At 59.9% G+C, this 18,861-nt stretch carries 15 protein-coding genes; 6 read left to right on the top strand and 9 right to left on the bottom strand.

Annotation, left to right across the window (positions count from 1 at the left end; genetic code table 11):
• Positions 1-180 (top strand): hypothetical protein (locus tag VFN25_RS00415; protein WP_325137642.1); only part of this gene is annotated, 180 nt, incomplete at its 5' end.
• A gap of 36 nt (positions 181-216) precedes the next feature.
• Here VFN25_RS00415 and VFN25_RS00410 read toward each other — a convergent pair.
• The 9 genes from VFN25_RS00410 to VFN25_RS00370 all read right to left on the bottom strand — a co-directional run bounded on the left by VFN25_RS00410 (position 217) and on the right by VFN25_RS00370 (position 10,805).
• Positions 217-1,764, bottom strand: coding sequence for a class I SAM-dependent methyltransferase (locus tag VFN25_RS00410; protein ID WP_325137640.1), 1,548 nt, complete (start codon positions 1,762-1,764; stop codon positions 217-219).
• A gap of 23 nt (positions 1,765-1,787) precedes the next feature.
• Positions 1,788-2,918 carry a PilT/PilU family type 4a pilus ATPase gene (locus VFN25_RS00405; RefSeq protein ID WP_325137638.1) on the bottom strand — a complete coding sequence of 377 codons (1,131 nt, stop codon included), beginning with the start codon at positions 2,916-2,918 and terminating at the stop codon, positions 1,788-1,790.
• Positions 2,919-3,240: 322 nt separating this feature from the next.
• Positions 3,241-3,711, bottom strand: a complete 471-nt coding sequence (locus tag VFN25_RS00400; protein ID WP_325137635.1) for a group 1 truncated hemoglobin — start codon at positions 3,709-3,711, stop codon at positions 3,241-3,243.
• A 20-nt stretch (positions 3,712-3,731) separates the two neighbouring features.
• Entirely contained in the window at positions 3,732-4,673 is a 942-nt protein-coding gene (locus VFN25_RS00395) for a DUF3034 family protein (RefSeq protein WP_325137634.1), read from the bottom strand.
• Between the two features lie 66 nt (positions 4,674-4,739).
• Positions 4,740-5,876 (bottom strand): hypothetical protein, encoded by a 1,137-nt coding sequence (locus tag VFN25_RS00390; protein WP_325137631.1) that lies wholly within the window; start codon positions 5,874-5,876, stop codon positions 4,740-4,742.
• 180 nt (positions 5,877-6,056) lie between these two features.
• Positions 6,057-7,091: a hypothetical protein gene (locus VFN25_RS00385; protein ID WP_325137628.1), complete on the bottom strand. Its 1,035-nt coding sequence runs from the start codon at positions 7,089-7,091 to the stop codon at positions 6,057-6,059.
• Positions 7,092-7,387: 296 nt separating this feature from the next.
• Entirely contained in the window at positions 7,388-7,789 is a 402-nt protein-coding gene (locus VFN25_RS00380) for a hypothetical protein (protein ID WP_325137624.1), read from the bottom strand.
• 97 nt (positions 7,790-7,886) lie between these two features.
• A complete protein-coding gene (locus VFN25_RS00375) occupies positions 7,887-9,488 on the bottom strand; it encodes an NAD(P)/FAD-dependent oxidoreductase (protein WP_325137619.1) in 1,602 nt (533 codons plus the stop codon).
• 24 nt (positions 9,489-9,512) lie between these two features.
• Positions 9,513-10,805 (bottom strand): MFS transporter, encoded by a 1,293-nt coding sequence (locus VFN25_RS00370; RefSeq protein WP_325137644.1) that lies wholly within the window; start codon positions 10,803-10,805, stop codon positions 9,513-9,515.
• A 156-nt stretch (positions 10,806-10,961) separates the two neighbouring features.
• Between VFN25_RS00370 and VFN25_RS00365 the strand changes: the two genes are divergently transcribed.
• The 5 genes from VFN25_RS00365 (at position 10,962) to VFN25_RS00345 (ending at position 18,793) form a co-directional block, all read left to right on the top strand.
• Positions 10,962-13,895, top strand: coding sequence for a tetratricopeptide repeat protein (locus VFN25_RS00365; protein ID WP_325137617.1), 2,934 nt, complete (start codon positions 10,962-10,964; stop codon positions 13,893-13,895).
• A 155-nt stretch (positions 13,896-14,050) separates the two neighbouring features.
• A complete protein-coding gene (locus tag VFN25_RS00360; protein ID WP_325137615.1) occupies positions 14,051-15,943 on the top strand; it encodes a hypothetical protein in 1,893 nt (630 codons plus the stop codon).
• 121 nt (positions 15,944-16,064) lie between these two features.
• Positions 16,065-17,567, top strand: coding sequence for a tail fiber domain-containing protein (locus VFN25_RS00355; RefSeq protein WP_325137613.1), 1,503 nt, complete (start codon positions 16,065-16,067; stop codon positions 17,565-17,567).
• Complete coding sequence (locus VFN25_RS00350) at positions 17,545-17,853, top strand: hypothetical protein (protein WP_325137611.1); 309 nt, start codon at positions 17,545-17,547, stop codon at positions 17,851-17,853. The genes VFN25_RS00355 and VFN25_RS00350 overlap by 23 nt, the downstream gene beginning before the upstream one ends.
• A 187-nt stretch (positions 17,854-18,040) precedes the next feature.
• A complete protein-coding gene (locus VFN25_RS00345; protein ID WP_325137609.1) occupies positions 18,041-18,793 on the top strand; it encodes a hypothetical protein in 753 nt (250 codons plus the stop codon).
• Positions 18,794-18,861: the final 68 nt, after the last annotated feature.

Here is an 18,861-nt window from a genome sequence, read left to right as displayed (position 1 = left end):
CAGATGCACTGGCCGTGCTTCAAGCCAGCGCAACAAAGAGCTGCGCGCAGACAGGTGTCGCCTAACCGATTGTTTTTGTTGAAGCAGGTGTCATCCAGAAGGTCCGCCAGCCGCACCGCGCGGCTGGTCAAGGCAACCAGCTTTCACTTCGCCACGCAGCACGACCGGCGAACCTTCTGAATGCCATGACGGTTGGGCCACTTGATCAGCGTTGCCCTAGTCTCCAAGCATCAGATCAAGATGCAGCCGACCATCGAGTCCAGCCAGCGTGTTGGCATCACGCCAGACCTGCATGATGGCTTCCGGTTCACGGTGAGAATCCCGTCTGCCGTCTCGGTGCAGCAGAGTGATCGAGGGATAGATCGTGCGTAGCCAGCGCAAATAGGCGATGGGCTCGCAATCGGAGGCGCGCTCGATCGCCCACGGATTGAATTCGCTCAACACACAGGGGCGCAGCCGGGTCAGGGTGCGCTCGAATCCGCGCAGCGCGAGCGGCTCCATTCCGGAGATGTCGATCTTGACCAGATCAAGTCGATCGAGGTCTTTCAACTGTTCATCCAGCAAAACCGCAGGCACCGATACGCTGTTGCCTGAGGCATCCAGCAAACGCTTGCCGGAAGCGGCCGGAGTTGCACTGTTCGAAGTCTGCCAATGAGTACGCAGTTCAACGGTTCCAGCGTGATCGCTCGCCGCAGCGGCAATGATTTCGATGCAATCGAACCCATTGACACGTGCCGCCTTGTCGATCAGCTGTCGATTGCGCGCCATCGGCTCGATCGCAATGACGCGACCAGCTGGGCCGACCAGGGAGGCGGCAAGCATCGTCAGACTGCCGATGTTCGCGCCCACATCGAGCACGACATCGCCAGTACCCAGGCGTTCACGCATTACGGCGGCGACATGCGGGTCATGCTCGATGCCTTCGGCAATCGGAGCGCCGATGTGCTGGTCGCCCGGATCAACAAACAAGTGGAATCCAGCGCACTCGATTCGAAGCGGTGCCTGGTCGCAATTGACGACACTCCAGCGCCGCCCCCGCCAGCCTGGACCCGCGCCATCATCATCGACAGCAGCAAGCAGCTTGAGGGCTGGATAGGCGGCAAGCCGCCCGTGCAACACGCGCTCGGGAAGCTCATGCATCTCGAATACTTCGCGGCGCCGCCACAGCAACCGCCGCAGCGGATTGAGCCAGCGGTTGGAGACCAGACCGAACAATCGACCGCGCCAAGTCTCGTCACAACCATCAACGAACTGGAACACGGCCACGCCGCCCGGCGCGAGGATGCGCAGGAATTCGTCAGCATAAGCAATCGCCAGCGGCGTCGGAATGTGCTGCAAGGTGATGTGCGAGAAAACGAAATCGACGCTCGCATCAGCGATGTCGGCGAGATCAGTGGAGGCGTTTTCGCGGAATTCGATATTTGCGATATCGGCGTTCAGCTGATTGGCGGCGGCGATCATGCTCGGCGATACATCGATGCCAAGCACGTGGTCGAAATGCGCTGCGAGCGCGCGCGTCAGACGTCCGGCACCACATCCGAAGTCGATCGCCAGGCCGCGCTCGCGTGGAAATCCGCTTGCCGCAAGCTGGTCCAGTTGGGTATCGATCTCCGCTTTTCCGGTGGCCAGGAACGCCTCGGTGTTCCAGCGCCGGCCGCGCTTGTCCGGATGCGACAGCACGGCCCACAGGGGATCATCGTGCCCAAGCGCACTCCATATCCTACGCAGCTTGGCGAGCTGCGCATCGTTGATATTTTCGGACATGGATCAGGCTGCCGCTGCCGGACTCAAGTGGTTTCGCTGAGCTCGACGCCATCCAGTCCTTGCGACAGGGTATGTGCATCACCACCCTGGGCGAGTTTGATCTTGAGGCGGACTTCGTTGGTCGAATCGGCGTGGCGCAAAGCATCCTCGTAGGAAATCTCGCCGGCCTGATAGAGCTCGAACAAGGCCTGGTCGAAGGTCTTCATACCGAGGTTGGTCGACTCCTTCATGACATCCTTGAGCTTGTGGATATCGCCCTGGCGGATGTAATCCTGGACCAGCGGCGTGCCGAGCAGCACCTCGATCGCAACGCGTCTTGATTTTCCATCCGGCGTCGGAATGAGCTGCTGGGCAACCACACCCTTGAGGTTCAGGGACAAATCCATGAACAACTGCGCACGACGATCCTCGGCGAAGAAATGGATGATGCGATCCATGGCCTGGTTGGCGTTATTCGCATGCAGGGTACACAGGCACAGATGGCCGGTTTCCGAGAAGTTGATCGCATGCTCCATCGTCTCACGCGTGCGCACCTCGCCGATCATGATCACATCCGGCGCCTGACGCAGCGTGTTCTTCAGCGCGTTCTCCCAGGAGTCGGTATCGATGCCGAGCTCACGCTGGGTGATGATGCAGCCTTCGTGCTTGTGCACGTACTCGATCGGATCCTCGATGGTGATGATGTGACCGGTCGAGTTCAGATTGCGGTATCCGAGCATCGCTGCCAGCGAGGTCGACTTGCCGGTACCGGTTGCGCCGACGAAGATGATGATGCCGCGCTTGGTCATCGCCAGAGTCTTGATGATCGGCGGCAAATTCAATTCATCGACGGTCGGAATGCGCGTCTCGATTCGACGCAGGACCATGCCGACGCAATTACGCTGGTAGAAGCACGAGACACGGAAGCGACCAACGCCGGTAACGGCGATGGCGAACTGGCATTCGTGCGTCTTTTCGAACTCCTCGCGCTGCGAGGGCGTCATCACGTTGAGCACCATGTCGCGCGCCTGTTGCGGCGTCAGCGCATTCTGCGTGATTGGCGAGATACGACCGTGAACCTTCATTGACGGCGCAACACCGGCCGTAATGAAAAGATCGGATGCCTTCTTGTGTACCATCAACTTGAGGAACGAGGTGAAATCTACGCCGCTCATGAGCACCTCCCTGCACCGGATCAACCCGGCTTGCTGGCATCTTACACTGCCACCAATCGTCTTTGCTGCGACCCGGCCCACATGAAATCAAGCGGCAACCCCGGCTTTTCAGACCAAAACCCGGTCTGCAGGCAGGCTCGCCGAGGCCGCGATCCGCGGTCAGGACCGCCCGGGCCATGGCCCCTCTCCAGGCAGATGAACGAGGAGGACCCATCGATCAGCACGAAACCGACCATGGATTCCGTACGGCTCGGGTAATCCACGTTGGCGAGCAGCGCCGGAATCCGCCACACCCCCGTTGCGATTCGCACCGCCCCTGCGATCAGGGCAGCGTGACGACCTCACGGTGCATCGGCGCGAGCTTGCCGAGCAGCTTGTTCTGCGCACGGAATGGAATCTTGTGCATGTCCATGGCCAGTTGCAGATCCTCGACGAGGGCGTTGAATCCACCCTCATTGATCGAAAGCTTGGCGTGGGTCTCCTTCATGTCCTTGCCGGTGTAGGTGCACGGCCCGCCGAGAATCACGCAAAACTGTTCCGCGAGCATGGCCTTGACGTGCTTCTGGTCCACTTCGGCAAAGTAGTTTCGCGTGCGTGGATCCTCAATCAACTTGATCATGAAATCCTCCATCAAGGCATCCAGGCCCGGCTTGCCGCCAAATTGCTCGAACACTGGAAGCAGCGAAGGATCGGCGGGTGCCGGATTCTCGGCGGCATGTATTGGCGCGACAACAGCGACGCCGATCAGGACCATCAGGGAGAGTCGGGTTGCGAGCTTGTAAATGGTTTTCACGTAGTTCTCCATTGAAGAGTTCAGAATCCAACCTGCACCGAGAGATACGGCCCGCGCTGGTTATCCTTGATCACGATATTGCCGAGATCGGCATACGCCAGGGTCAACGAAACATGTTTGGTTGGCGCCCAGGCGATAAAAGCATCGAACCAGTCATCCTCCTCGGCAATGCCCAGGTTGTTCGGCTTCATGCGGTATTCGGCACCGATCGCCAGCTTGCGATTCAACAGCCAGGCGATGGATCCCTCCAGTTGCGGCTCATAGCTGTTGTTGCGATCGCCACCGAAACCGAGGATACCGATCTGGTTTGCCTTGGTGAAACGCAACGTGATATTGGCAAGGATACTTTGGCTCAAATACAGCTTCGTTGCGCTTGCATAGAAATCGATACCCTGATCATCTTTCGCGCCAATCGCATCGAGCACCGCACCCCGGTCATTCTTCTTGTACTGCAATCCGACCGCGAACTGGGGCATCCACGAATCCTGCTCGAGCACCGCATCGCCTGCCAGCTTGATCTTTAGACCGACGATGTTCTGACGGAAGGTAAAACCACGGCCGAGCCCGAGTGCTTCGCCCACAAGCTCGGTATCAAATCGCTGCTGGGCAATCGACAACTCGATCCGATCGAGAAATCCGATCAGCATGCCCGCGCCATCGAGGTGATAGTCCTGCACATTGACTCGCGTGTAGAACGCATTGCCACCGATCTGATCGCCGGTACCGTAGCCGCCGATCACGGCCCAGGGTGTCAGCCCGCCGCCTGCCGCCCCTTCAAGCTGACTGACGCCACCGGTCAACAGCAGTTTGTCGCTTCCGGCCATGCTCGTATCCGGCTGGGCCAGCTCGGCAGGTGATGGTTCCTGCGTTGTCTCATCCTGCGCATGCACACTCTCGCCCAGGGCCATGAAAAGCATCAGCGCGGCCACTCCCGGGCCCGTGAATCGTTTGACAGATTTCATTGAAGTTATCTCTTTCCTGTTTGTGTGCAATGTGCGGGATTCAGCATCGATCGTGAGCGCTTCCGACTATTTGCCGGCTTCGCGCTTCTCGATTGCTTCCTTGTAGCCGCGCAGACCGGCCAATGCCTGGTTGAAGGCTACGGCTATCCTGGAGATATCGCTGGCACCGATATCTCTGGCCACTACTTGAACATCTCCACGCAAAACGCGATCCGACATGTCAATCAAATGCGAAAGTGGACGCACGAATCGGCGCCGAATCAACCAGGTCACCAGCAACAGCACGATCAGGACAAACGCGCCCGCAATCAGCATCGGTGTGCGGATTGCGCCGGTACTGACAATTCGTTGCTCTAGCGGGACGACACTCACCAGCAAACCGCTGGAAGTCGCTCCGAACAATGCCGTCATGGAAGCCCGCGTCTTTCCGCCTTGCAACTCAAGATCAAACTCGCGATTCGGCTGCATCTCAGTCGCATCCGGCGCACTGGGTGCAAGGGCTGGCTCTGCTTCCACGGCCTCAAGAAGCAACGCGTTGTCTTCACCGTCGAGGGTTGAAGCGACAACCGAATTGCCAGCACGGCCGAGCCCGATCAGGGCCAGATCGACATGGCCCGCTGTCGCCAACGGTGCGACAAAATCACTGCCGATGTTGACGCCGGTCAGCAGGTAGGCTTCGATGGTGTCGCCGCGTACCATCGGCGACAGCGAAACCAGAACCAGATGACCTCTTTCGCTGAGCAGGTCGATCGATGGCTGCGAGCTCGCGCGCACCTTGGCCATCAACGGTGTCGATGAAAAATCCTGTTGCGTTCTTAGCGATTCACCCAGCATGACAACCGTCTTGCCGCGCGGATCAAGAACGGCAGCCACGTCGAAATTGTATTGCTGCCGACGTGCTTCGAGCAGATCGCGTATGGACGCGGCATCGACAATGCCGCCAGGTTCTGCGCCGATCGACAAGGCCTGTGACACGTAGCCCACAAAGCCAGGATTGCTTGCCAGGATGGCCGACTTCAATTCCAGCTCACGCTGTCTGGAGCCTTCGGCGAAATGCTGGATCGATTGCATCGACTGCAAGGCATGTCTGTCAATCAGGCGCGTGATATCGCGATCCTGCCACCAGGTTGCAGCCACGCCAGCGGCGCTGACTGCAACAATCAGCAACAGCGCCGTCCACAACGCTCGTTTCTGGATACTCATGATGCTTCTCCCACGCAGCCTGGCAGCCCGCAAGGGTTGCCGGTTGGCCTGCGAATCCATCTGTACGGTGCATATTCCCGCCGCGTTTTGCCCCATGGAACGCCAAGGGGCTTGCAAATCGTCAGAGAACTGTCTCGTCCCGCCACATGCCTGGCTGAACCGACAGACTCGGACGGACTGCTAGCGGTAGGCCTTGTTTTCCTTGTTGAGGTGTTCGGTGATACGCGGCTTGGTCAGCACCATGCGCAGTGCAACCGACTTCGCCAGTGGCACGCTCACACTTTGCTCCTGAACGTTGCCGCGCGGATGCCAGATCGCCAGCTTGCCGCCACCGGCAGGCAAGTTGTCCAGCGCGAACCGGCCCTGCGTGTCGGGGCTGGCAATGTAGGAAGTGTTCACTACCAGCACATTGGCCTGCATTGATTGATGCACATTGCAGTTGATCAGGACCAATCCTGTCTTCTTGAACGTGTAGTCGGCTGACTTGCCTTCACCGTAGATGCCCAGGTCGAAGCTCGACTGCGGTGAGACTGAAAAAACATTGTGCAGAATCTCATCCTGATTCGGAAAGCTGATCGTGCTGCCGAGCGGAATGACCATGGATGCCGGCTCGAACTCCTTGTTGTGCGTGTAGATGCGGTAGTGACCGGGTTTCGAGTTGCCTGCGGACGAATCCGGAACAAAATAAACTACGGCCTGACTCATCTCGTCAGCGCTCAGTGTCTGGCCGCTGCCTGCGATCAACTCAAGGCTTCCTTCGATACGATTTCTGCTTGCATCAGGCGCGTCGCTTGCTTCGGCAACTGAAGGTGCCGATGGCGCAGCGTCAGGGACTGGCTTGGGCATCTCACGAGGCGTTGCAGCCGGCGGCTTGCTTTGCACGGGTTTGATGGCTTTCACCACCTTTGGTGCTTGCACAGGTTCTGCGACCACGACTGCCTGCGGCGGCTCATCCATCACCGCTGCGGGCTTGTCGACGGCAGCCGCTGCAGCCGGCTGAGCAACCTGGGCGGCTGATTCAACGGTCTGCGCCGGTTGCGGCTGGTCGGCCACTGGCTCGGCAGCTGCAGGTGACGGTTCAGCGTTTTCTGCGATTTGCGCGGGCTCAACTGAGCGATTCGTCGGCGCATCGCCAAGATCCGGCCGCGAAGTGGTGGCGCATGCCGAAAGTGCCGTCAGCAAGCTGACGACGAATAGCGTTCTCTTGATTTCCATGGTGTTCCCCGGTAGTTGAAGCCAGCCCCATACTCCGATGGGTATGAAACTACCCATACGTAATTCCGTGGCGCTTGGATGCACCCAGGGCAACGCAGTTCAAACGGCAAAGCGTGACAGCCCGTGGAGCCGACTCAGAACATGGATCCTTTCACACAACGGCCAGTAGCTTCCTGAACGGATTGGCTGTCGAGCCCGGCCAAGGGTAGCAACGCGTTGCAACCAAAGGGCTCGAAACGAGAAAACAATTGTGATCTGCGGCAGTCAACACTCTGCGGTATTGATTCCCGTTGCGCTCAGACAGCCGCTGGCGGTGGAGTGAAATCAGTGGCCGCTGGAAGAAATTCGGTCTTGATCCGATTCGGCAACTTGCCCGATGAGGAATCGTGGGCTGCGGCCGCGGCACGCTGAGCGGCCTTGTGGGTTGCCCGCCAGATCTGCTCGGGGCTGTAGTGCGAGGAGGTTCCGACCCAGCGTGGATCACCGGTCCGTGATTCGTTCGGCAATTCCTTCGTGCCCATGCGCGGGCCGTTGAACAACGGCACCCATAGCCCGTCGCTGGCACTGGCCTCGATACAAACGAAATAGTGCTGGGCGTGAACCGCTTCATGCTCCGCGCAACTGCAAGTTGCCCCTTGCTTGATCAATTCATCGGGATCCATGCGCAAAACGAGACCGGGAGCGTGAACATGAGCCATGAAACCTCCAGTACCTGACGACGAAGCCAACCACGATGGACTGTTGCGACCGATCTCGCAATCAGTGATGCGTGGTCAAACATGAAAACACGCGAATTCAGCTCAGATCGGCCTTGATCACGCGCGAGGCGTTGTGACCGGGCGCACCGGTCACGCCACCACCGGGGTGGGTTCCCGCGCCGCACAGATAAAGACCCGGCAGAGCACCGCGATAGTCGGCCTGGCCAAGCATCGGCCGCGCGCTGAACAACTGGTTGAGACTCAATGCGCCATGGAAGATGTCACCACCAATCAGGCCGAACGTACGCTCGAGATCGAGCGGCGTCAGCGCCTGACGTCCGATCACGAGGTTCTTGAATCCCGGGGCAAATCCGTCGACGGTTGCGATCATCAGATCGGCGACTTCATCACGATGATCGTCCCAGCTTCGACCGCCAGACAATTCCGGCGCAACGTGCTGACAGAACAAACTGGCAACGTGCTGCCCTTGCGGAACGAGACTGTCATCGAGGGTCGATGGAATCAGCATCTCGACGACAGGCTCTCGTGACCATCCCGTCGCGACCGCATCCTGATAGGCACGATCCATGTAGGCGATGCTCGGCGCCATGATGATGCCGGCGGTCAGATGATCGCCCGGCCCCGGCAAGGCAGTGAAATCCGGCAACCCTGACAGCGCTACATTCATGCGGAACGTACCCGAGGCGCAACGCCAGTTGGTCATGCGTTCGCGCGTCGGCGCCGGCACGACAGAAGGTGACATCAAGCGCTCATAGAGCAGTTTCGGATTGACGTTGGCGACGATCGCTCGTGCATGCAGGATGTCGCTGGTCTCGGTGACGACGCCGACCGCCCGACCGTTTTCGACGATGACTTCACGCACACCACAGCCAGTGCGGATATCGACGCCTGCCGCCTCCGCCGCCCTGGCCATGGCCTGGGTGATCGCACCCATGCCGCCGATGGCGTGACCCCAGGCGCCCTTGACCCCATTGACCTCGCCGAAGACGTGATGCAGCAATACATAGGCACTACCCGGCGTGTACGGACTCGCATAGTTGCCGACGATGCCATCGAATCCGAGCACGGCCTTGATCGGCTCACTCTCAAACCAGCGATCGAGATACTCCGCTGCCGAGATCGTGAACAGATCGAGCAACTCCTGGCGCAGTCCGACATCGAGCTTGTGCAGACGCTTGCCGAGCTTGCCGGCGCGAACCAGTTCCGGAATCGCCTTCCACCAGCCACCATCGGTGATATTTGGCGGTGGCTGCATCGCCAGCGCGCGCAGCACATCGGCAATGGCTTCGAGACGTTGCTCGTATTCGGGCAGACGTTCGGCATCCCGTTTCGAGAACCTTGCAACCTCGGCCTGGGTGATTCCGCCACCGACACGCAAGGAATCGCCATCAGGCAAGGGCAGGAAGTTGCCGAGCTTGCGTTCGACGATGCGCAAACCATGCGCATGCAGATCCAGATCCTGAATTACCTTCGGTTGCAGCAGTGAAACCGTGTAGGCCGCCACCGAATTGCGGAATCCGGGATGGAACTCCTCGGTGACTGCCGCTCCGCCCACCACATCGCGGCGTTCCAGCACGGTCACTTTCAATCCAGCTTTGGCCAGATAGTTTGCACAGACGAGACCATTGTGGCCGCCGCCGATGATGATGGCGTCGCGTTTGCTTTGATCGTTGCTCATCTGCAGATTATGCGCAGAGCATGACTACTTGGCCATTGGCAACGTTGTCCGCACTCTTGTCGCCCAGATTGCAGCAACGGCACCGGCAACGCTGGCAATCGTCACATAGTAGACCGGTGCGAAGGGTTCGCCGCCGCGAATCCACAAACTGACCACCAGCGGAGTCAGCCCTCCCAGAATCGCATAGGCGACGTTGTAGGCAAATGAGATCCCGGAAAAGCGAATCGCTGCCGGGAAGGCGCGAACCATCAAGCTCGGAATCGCTCCGGTGACGCCGACAAACAAGCCGGTGATCGTGTAGGCAAGCGTGAAATACTCGGGTGCGACAGCCAGTGATTGGTAGAGTCCGGCGGTGGCGATGACGAGGCCCGCGGCACCGAAAACGAGTACCCGCTCAACACCGAAACGATCCGCGGCAATTCCAAACATCACGCAGCCGACGCATAGGGAAAACGTCGCCAGTGAACTTGCATTGGCCGCGACTGTCGGCGCAATGCCAAACAGGCTTTGCACCAGGGTTGGCGTCATCAGAATGACCACGACGATGCCGGCGGTGAGCATCCAGGTAATCAGCATCGATCGGATGACAGCGCCCCAATGCCCTTGCAGCACCACTTTCAGCGGCAGGCCCTTGACCAGCTCGCGACGCCGACGCATCTCTTCGAAGACCGGCGTCTCTTCGAGATAGCGACGCAACCAGACGGCAAGCAAACCGAACAGACCACCGATGATGAACGGCAAGCGCCACGCCCAGGCGAGTATTTCCTCGCTGCTCCAGGTGGTATTGATCCAGCTGGCAACCAGTGAACCGAGCAGGATGCCGAAAGTCAGGCCCGCAGTCAGCGTTCCGCAAGCAAAGCCGATCCGCGATTCCGGCACATGTTCTGAAACAAAAACCCACGCGCCGGGCACTTCACCGCCGACGGCCGCACCTTGCAGCACGCGTAACAACAGCAGCAGCAGCGGCGCGGAAATGCCGATCACGGCGTAGGTCGGCAACAAGCCCATGAGCAAGGTCGGCACCGCCATCAGCAAAACGCTGAGCATGAACATGCGCTTGCGCCCCATGCGGTCGCCGAAATGGGCCATGACAATGCCGCCAAGCGGCCGGGCCAGATAGCCGGCAGCGAAAATGCCGAAGGTCTGCAGCTGGCGCAGCCACTCCGGCATATCGGGAGGGAAAAACAGCTTCGCGATCACGGCCGTGAAAAACACGAAGATGATGAAATCGTAAAACTCCAGTGCACCGCCGAGCGCGGCGAGCGCCAAGGTGCGAAAGTCGCGGCGACTCAACGTGCTTGAACGGGCATCAGTCATCAGCGTCAAGGGATCGGCATCGTGGTCGCAACGATACAACAGCCGGGTTGTCGTTGGCGCGTCAGATTCACACTTCACTGCATGAACTTGCGCGACGCACGGAGCCGATCTGCTAGGCTGCGGAAAGCCCCGATCAACACATGAAAGCACCGCGCGATGCGCTATCAGTTTGCCGAATTCGAGCTCGACACCGAGCGGGAGTTGCTGCTCGGGCCGGCCGGTCCGATCACGCTGCGTCCGCAACCGCTACGCATGTTGCAACATCTGATCGAAGCCGCTCCCGCCGTTGTCACGCGCGATGCCTTGATGGATGCACTGTGGGGGCACCATGCGCTCTCCATCAATGTGATTCCGCAAACGCTGAGTGAACTGCGCCAGGCACTGGGCGACGATGCACAGAATCCGCGTTTCATAGAAACCCGACATCGCCGTGGCTACGCGTTCATCGCACCGATTGTGCGCCTCTCGCCCTCACCAGCCGCCGCGCCCGTCGACGCCGACGATCACCAGAAATTGCGAACCGAGGCGTCCTTCTCGCCGAGTGAACCAGACCGGAGGCCGAAACCTCTCACGCACCCGCATCACCGGTGGATGATCGCCGCCGGGATCCTGTTGGCCGTTGGATTGGTGGGTACATCGGCTCTCTTGATGCGCTCGCGCGGCGAGGCAGGCAATACAACGACGACCGCCCCCGGAACTCGCCCGATTGTTGCGATCACGGGCGCTCCCGAACGCGCTGCGGAAGCAGCGTTGTTGCGATTGCGATTGCGCGCCGATGAAGACGTGATCGTGCTGGATCCGGGCTTGGTTTCCGCGCTGGGCAAGTCGACAAATGGGCCGATGCAGATTCGCATCGCAACATCGGGAGCATGGAGTCTTTACGCTGGTGACAACACCTTGCTGCAACAAGGTGACGCGGCGACCGGCGATTTTGCATCGCGCAACAATGTTTTGACCACGGCCGTCCGCGCTGCTTTGCAGTTGTCGCCTCGCACTGGTTCCAAATCGGGTTGGCCGAGTGACAGTGCGGCACTTGAGTCGCTGGCCAATGCTTCGTTGGCGCTGGATCGGGATGAAGTTGAACGGGCTCGCGCGGGTTTTCGTCTGGCCCTCACGGATCTCGCTGCGCCGATGTCCTTGCGCCTGTTGCAGGCACGTGCGGATCGGCGCGCCGGTGACTGGACTTCGGCGATCGCGCTGCTGAGCAACCCCGCATCGGATACGCTCGGGCATTCGACACCTGCGCATCTGTTGCTTGATGCGCAGCGAGCCGACTTGTCCGACGCAAACACGGAAGCCATGGCCGCCCTGCGCGCCTATCATCACCTCGTCCCGGAAGATGTCGGCAACACGATCGCCTTGATCGACTGGCAATTACATGCGCGTCAATGGCAGGCGGCGCAAGCCACGCTGGCGGAACTGGCTGCGCGTGCGCCCTGGATTGTCGATGTGGCGCTGCGTGTGCCGAAAGCGAGGTTGGCGATTGGTCAGGAAAAACCTGACGACGCACTGGCCTTGCTGCAGCCGATTTTCGACACACCGGACCACTTTCCTGCAAAAACCTTTGTCGTGGCGTGGCAATTGCGCAGCGCGATCGACCAGAACCGCGGCCAGAGTGAACAGAGCTTGCTTGCGCTGCAACCTTACATTGCCATCGCCACGCCGGATCTCGCCCTGCTCGCCGGCACGATCGCCAGGGAGCGCGCCGACATTGCACTTGCCGAGCGCGCGTTCGCGACAGCGATCAGCGGCTTTGCCGTACAGGGTCGGCATGGTCAACAACGTCGCGCCGAACTCGAGTCCGCCCAGCTCGATCTTGATCGCGGCAAGACCGCGCAAGCAGGCGAACGCATGCAGACCTTGCTGAAGGCAGCGGAGAAAGCCGCCGAGCCTGAGCTGCTGATCGATATCAATACGGCACTTGGCTTTGCTTACACCAAGGCTGGCACGCTTGATGTGGCACGCCACACGCTCGATCAGGCGATTGAAATCGCCAACCGCACCGGCGATCCGAAGCGCGAAGCGATTGCATCGCTCAACCGCGGTGTTCTGCTCGTCCAACTCGGTCGCCTCGACGAGGCCGAAACGTCGTTCTCACGCAGCGCAACGCTGTTTCGCGATGGTGAAGATCCGCGCGGAGAGACTGCGGCGCTATCCAGCGTGGCGGCTGTCGCCGCGCGCCGCGGGCGCAATCGACAGGCGCGAGAAGCGCACGCACAGGTGCTCGAACGTCAGCGGAAATCGGGTTCGGCGATCGAGGTCGGACGCGCCGTCTTCAACCTTGGCATCGTCGAGCGCGAACTCGGTGAACTCGATGCCGCGATCACCCATTTCGACGAAGCCTTTGCCGTACTGATCGGCGCTGACGCAATCGACTTCGCCTTGCAAGTGAGCGCATCACGCGCCGAACTGGAACTGCTTCGCGGTCATGCGGAACGTGCGGCGACGGCTCTCGCTGAAGTCGATCAATTTGCCGATCAAGGTTCGCCGATGCGCCGGGCGGCCGTGCTCGCCGCCTCGGCGCGGGTGGCGGAGGTCGCCGGCGATGCGGCTGGCGCAGTGAAACAGTACCAACAGGCACGCAATCTGCGTGAACAGGCGGGCGCGCGTGCTTGGGTGCTGGCGACAGATTCTCTGCTGTTGCGCATCGAGTTGCGCAAATCGCCAGGTTCGGATCGCCTGCGCGTGAGGCTGGAGGCGATTGAAGGTGAATTCAGCCGACTCGGTGAAGACCGTGACGCGCAGTTTGCCGCCTTGATTGGTGCCGAAACGGCGTTGGCCGCTGGCAACAAAGAGTCTGCAGAATCGATCATGGATCGCGTCCGCGAACCGGTGCTGCAATCGGGCAATCGTGCCCAACAGCTCCAGGCCGAATGGATTCTCGCCGGACTGGCCAATGGCGATGAACGCGACGAACGTCTGCTGCGTCTTTCGAAAATCGCCGCCAGCGAGGGCTTCGGACTGCTTGCCCAACTTGCCGAGGTGACGCGCACGAAAACCGGTTCGTCGCCCGGAAATGCATCGATCAAACAACTCGATTCGGCGAATCTCGGCGGCATTCTTGCCACACCAAGCGCTGCCTTTCAGTAATCGCGACTCTGTTCGGAGCGCGCAAATCAGCCCACAAAGCCCCGCCCCGCCTCATCTTGATAGTTTCTTGACAACTTCCTGACACCTTCCGGAGAACTTTTCCCGCCAGCCCCGGCAACCTGATTGCTCTACTGACAGGTTCGAGGGGTGTTGCAATGAAAAGTTCCTTCGCCAGGGGACTGATCTGGATATCGCTGCTCGGGTTTTGCCTCGCGGCAGCGCCCGGCTTGGCGAGCACAAACATCCTGCTCGACGCCAACTTCAACGACAAAACGCTGAACGCCGCGGTGGGCACCGGCGGGCCGAACGTACGCGAGCCAATCTTTGTACACCCACAGCTTCAAGCAAGAGTGGTCGCAGGGCCGCTGGCTACCCCTTCGCTCCACATCAAGCATCTCACCGGCGCCAATCTGGAAGCCGTCGTCTTCGAACTTCCCGGCCAGCAGTCCATTCGCGATGGCGACCTGCGTATCGCCTACACCGTGCGTTCGCCTTCCACTTTGGGCGATTTTCGCTCCTGGGTCAGCGAGCCAGCCAACTCGGTACGCAAGTTCGGAATACTCAATTTCACCGGCACCGGAAATATCCACGCAACGGATGACGCCGGCTTCACCGGCTATCTCGCCACCTATGTGCCGAACCAGACCCTCAAGGTCGAGTACATCTACCATACGGATGCAGGGACTTACGATCTGCGTATCGACAATGTGCTCTTGCTGGCCAACCGGCCGCACGGGGTGACCACTCCGGGCGTCGGTATCGGTCGACTGGCCCTGGCAACCAATCAAACTTCCTCGTGGGTCGTCGATGACGTCTTCAGCGCGCACACCCGCAAGCTACTGCTCAAAGCCGACTTCAACGACAAGCAGCTGAACGCTCCACTTGGTACCGGAGGAGCGATCTTCGGTGAGCCGACTGCAATCACTCCCGGCCTGAGCGTGATCGTTCGCGCCGCGCCGCTGGCAACCCCTTCGCTGCATTTCAGCCAGACCACCATCACAACCGAGAAAACGGCCCGCTTCGAGTTGCTGGGCGGCGCCGAAGCGCGCAACGGTGAACTGAAAGTCGGCTTCACCGTTCATACCCCGCCCGTGCTCGACACATTTCGCATGCGAACGCTCAAGCGGACCACTACATCCTTCTTGTTCGGCGGCGTCGAATTCACCTCGGCGGGCAAGATAAGGACCCTGCATGAACTCAACGGCAACACCGATTTTTTCGACTATGCACCGGACACGACTTACCGAATTGACCTGGTGTATCAGCTGGCTGCAGGCACTTACGACATCTACATCGACGACAAAATTCGTCTTCCCGGCGTCAAGCACATAGTTCCCATTCCCGAGCAAGGCATCGCCGCGCTTGAGTTCGGCCTGACCGGCAACACCGCCGAAAACTGGGTCGTGGACGACGTGCGCGTCGAACACAATCCGCTGCTGCTCGATGCCGATTTCAACCAGCAGCTGGTTGACTACCAACTCGACACCGGCGGTGCCGGCGCCGGCCAGCCGATTTCCATCCACTCCAGTTTGATTGCGGAGCCAATCGATGGCCATTTCCCGACGCGTGCACTGGCCCTGCAGCAGTCGTCTACCGGAACAGCCAAGACCGCGACCTTCGAATTTCTCCGCAACGTGGAAGTTTCCAGCGGAGAGCTGCGTATCGGCGTGCGCGTTCGGCCACCACCAGGCAACGACAGCTTCAGTATCGATATCCACGAGCAAGGCAGCTCGACGGCAGATTTCGGATCGCTCACGTTCATGAGTAATGGCGATATTCGAACCTGCGATGCCGCTGGCAGTGTCGTCTTCTCAAGCTACGTTCCGGGTAACGAGCAACAATTCGAATTTCGTTACCACCTCGATTCCGGCAAGTACGACATCTACGTCGACCGCGTTCCGAAAGTGATCGGGCGCGGGATTGCCGCGGGCCGAGGCATCGGGCGCATCACGGCCGGAACGACCATCTCCACGTCAGGACGCTGGGTAATCGAGGACCTGCACGCCTACCAACTGGACGACACGATTTTCGAGAACGGCTTCGATTGAGCCCGCTGCGCATTTGAGGCGTTTGACACGACGTTCAAAAGCCCGTGTCGACATTCGAAATCGAGATTCACTTCACATCATCACCGCCTTGGGCAAAGCCCATCAACGGAGCACGAAAAACATGCGAAACAAAACCATTTATCTCGCCATCGCCCTCTCGCTGGTCACCAGTGTCGCCAGCGCCGCGCCGTGGACCTATCGCGGCACCTTGAACGATGGCGGCGCGCCCGCCAACGGAAGCTATGACATTCGCGTCAGCCTGTTGAGCGAAAGCCAGAGTGCATCGATCACCAGTCCAATCACGTTCTATGACGTGGCGGTTGAAAACGGACAGTTTGCCGTTGATGTCGATTTCGGCATGGATCTGGCCGCTGCCCCGGCCATGCGTTTGCAGACCGAGGTTCAGCAAGCCGAATCCGGCTTTGTGGTCTTGGGCGAACCGACCCGGTTTGATCCGAAGACCGCGATGGGAAGCATGTGCTGGGATACCAGCGGCAACGCGGGTACCAACGGGTCCAGCGATTTCCTTGGCACGACCGATGCCGAGCCCCTGGAACTGCGCACGCAAAATGTACGCAGCTTGCGCATTGAGCCGAGTGCCGAGCTTCGATCTGGCGAACCCATTACCGTCAACATCATCGCTGGCAGCAGCGACAATCGTGTGCGGACCGGTGTGCGCGGGGCGACGATTTCGGGCGGCGGAGCCCGACATGGTGACCCGCTCTATGTGAGTGCGGTCAGAGAAAATCAGGTGGGCGACCACTACGGGACGGTTGGTGGTGGCTATGGCAATGATGCAGGAAGCGACGACTCCGATCCGACGAACTCTCCGTTCGCTACGGTCAGCGGTGGACGTGCAAACGACGCAGCGGGCGGGTACAGCACCATTAGCGGAGGCATCGATAACGCGGCATTTGGAGGCTATAGCGCGGTCGGCGGGGGTAGCGGGAACGACGCCTTCGGCACATACAGTTTCGCGTCTGGCGGGATTGGCAATTGTGCCGGCGGTGACTTTAGCTGGGCGGGCGGCAGTCGCGCTCAAATCCGTCCGGGGGATAGTGCTACCACTTTCGACTGCTTCACCGTTCCGCGATCTGGCGATTCGAATGGGGACGAAGGTAGTTTCCTGTGGGGAGGCAGTCACGGCGGGACCTTCCGGACAACCGGACCCAACCAGTTCGGCGTGCGCGCAGCCAGCATATTTTTTGGCACAAAGAATGTAGCCACGGTGGACATGCCGGCTGGCCGCTTTATCAACACTTCATCCGGCGCGCACCTGACCACGGGCGGCACCTGGACCAACGCCTCCAGCCGCACTTTGAAAACCGCGTTTGAAGCCATCGACCCGATGGCGGTGCTCGGCAAAGTGGCCAGCCTGCCGCTGACCACATGGAGCTACAAGGAGTCTGTCGAAGGCCGCCACCTCGGGCCGATGGCCGAGGACTTCAAACAGGCGTTTGGACTTGGCGGCGACGGCAAGTCGATCTCGACGGTCGATGCCGACGGAATCGCGCTAGCCGCGATTCAGGGCTTGAATCAAAAGCTGGATGCAGAAAACGCAGCTCTCAAGACCGCTTTGGCGGCGGTCGAGGCGCGCCTGCGTGCTATCGAAGGCGGCCGCTGAGATGCGCGCGCTGATCACCGCGTTGTGCCTGCTCGGCTGCACAACCGTCAGCGCGGCGCAGTCGGATTCTGCTGCGCCACGCTTCTCCGGCAGCGCAAGCTTGAGTCCACCGATTGCTCAAAGCGCCGACCAGCGATTCGCCATCAACGCAAAGCTGCAAGCCAACCGCGTGCAAAGCAGCGGCCGCTTCTCGCTTGAAGCTCGTCTGCTGCCCGACGCCAAAGCCGCCGGTGCCTTCTGTGGCCCGGATGGAGATTTGATTTTCAGGGATGGATTTGAAGTGTAGTCAGCGCCAGTTCGGTGCTTCGCCGATCTGCAAAGAAGAACGGCTTTTCCGGATGGCTTGATCGCGGAAAAGCCGGTTCGACACTGATGCGAGTGTTCTTCGACGGTTCGTGGGGAGCTTTCTGAAATCACCCGTGCCACCTGAGGGCTCTGTCAGCCAGTGAAGAGGTGCTGCCTTGAAAGGTTCATTGGCTACAAAGCTGGTCAACATCTTCTTGCTGGGATCCTGCCTGCTGACCGCGCCGGTTTGGGCGACGACCACCGTGTTGCTCAACGCCAACTTCAACGACAAGCCGCTGAACACGTCAATCGGTACCGACGGACCAGGCGTTGGCGAGCCGAGTTTTGTTCACCCGCTGATCGAGGCGACAGTGCAGGCATCACCAATGCGGACGCCTTCGCTGCATATCAGCAAGCCCAGAGGCGTCAGCCTCAGCGGTGTGGTCTTCGACCTTCCAGGGTCTGCTGCAATTCTCGATGGTGAGATGCGTGTTGTCTTTACGCTTCGTGCGCCCGACACGGCGAGCACTTTCCTTTTCCGGATCAGTGAGCAAGGTAGTGCCACAAGAAATTTCGGCAGGCTCGAACTCGACGCCGGCGGAAATGTCACCGCATCCGATGCCAGCGGATCTTCCGGAATCCTGCGCACATGGGCACCTGACGAAACCCTGACGATCGAGTATCTCTATCACCTTTACTCGCGAACCTATGATCTGCGGATCAACAGCATCCTGCATTTGGGCAATCGGTCGCACGGTGTCACCGATTCAGCGGAGGGTATCGGTCGCCTCGCCTTCGAGACCGACCAGAACACCGCGTGGGTTGTCGACGACATTGTGGTTACACAAACACGCGCGGGCCTGTTTAAGGCAACGCTGATCAAGTGGCGCAACCGTCATGGCATTCAGAAGGTTCGCCGGTCGTGCTGCGTGGCGAAGTGAAGGCTGGTTGCCTTGACCAGCCGCGCGGTGCGGCTGGCGGACCTTCTGGATGCCACCTGTTTCAACAA

The sequence above is a fragment of the Dokdonella sp. genome (genome assembly GCF_035703485.1).
GTDB lineage: Bacteria > Pseudomonadota > Gammaproteobacteria > Xanthomonadales > Rhodanobacteraceae > Dokdonella.
Note: the sequence above shows the minus strand (reverse complement) of the source record. Positions and strands in the feature narration are given on the sequence as shown.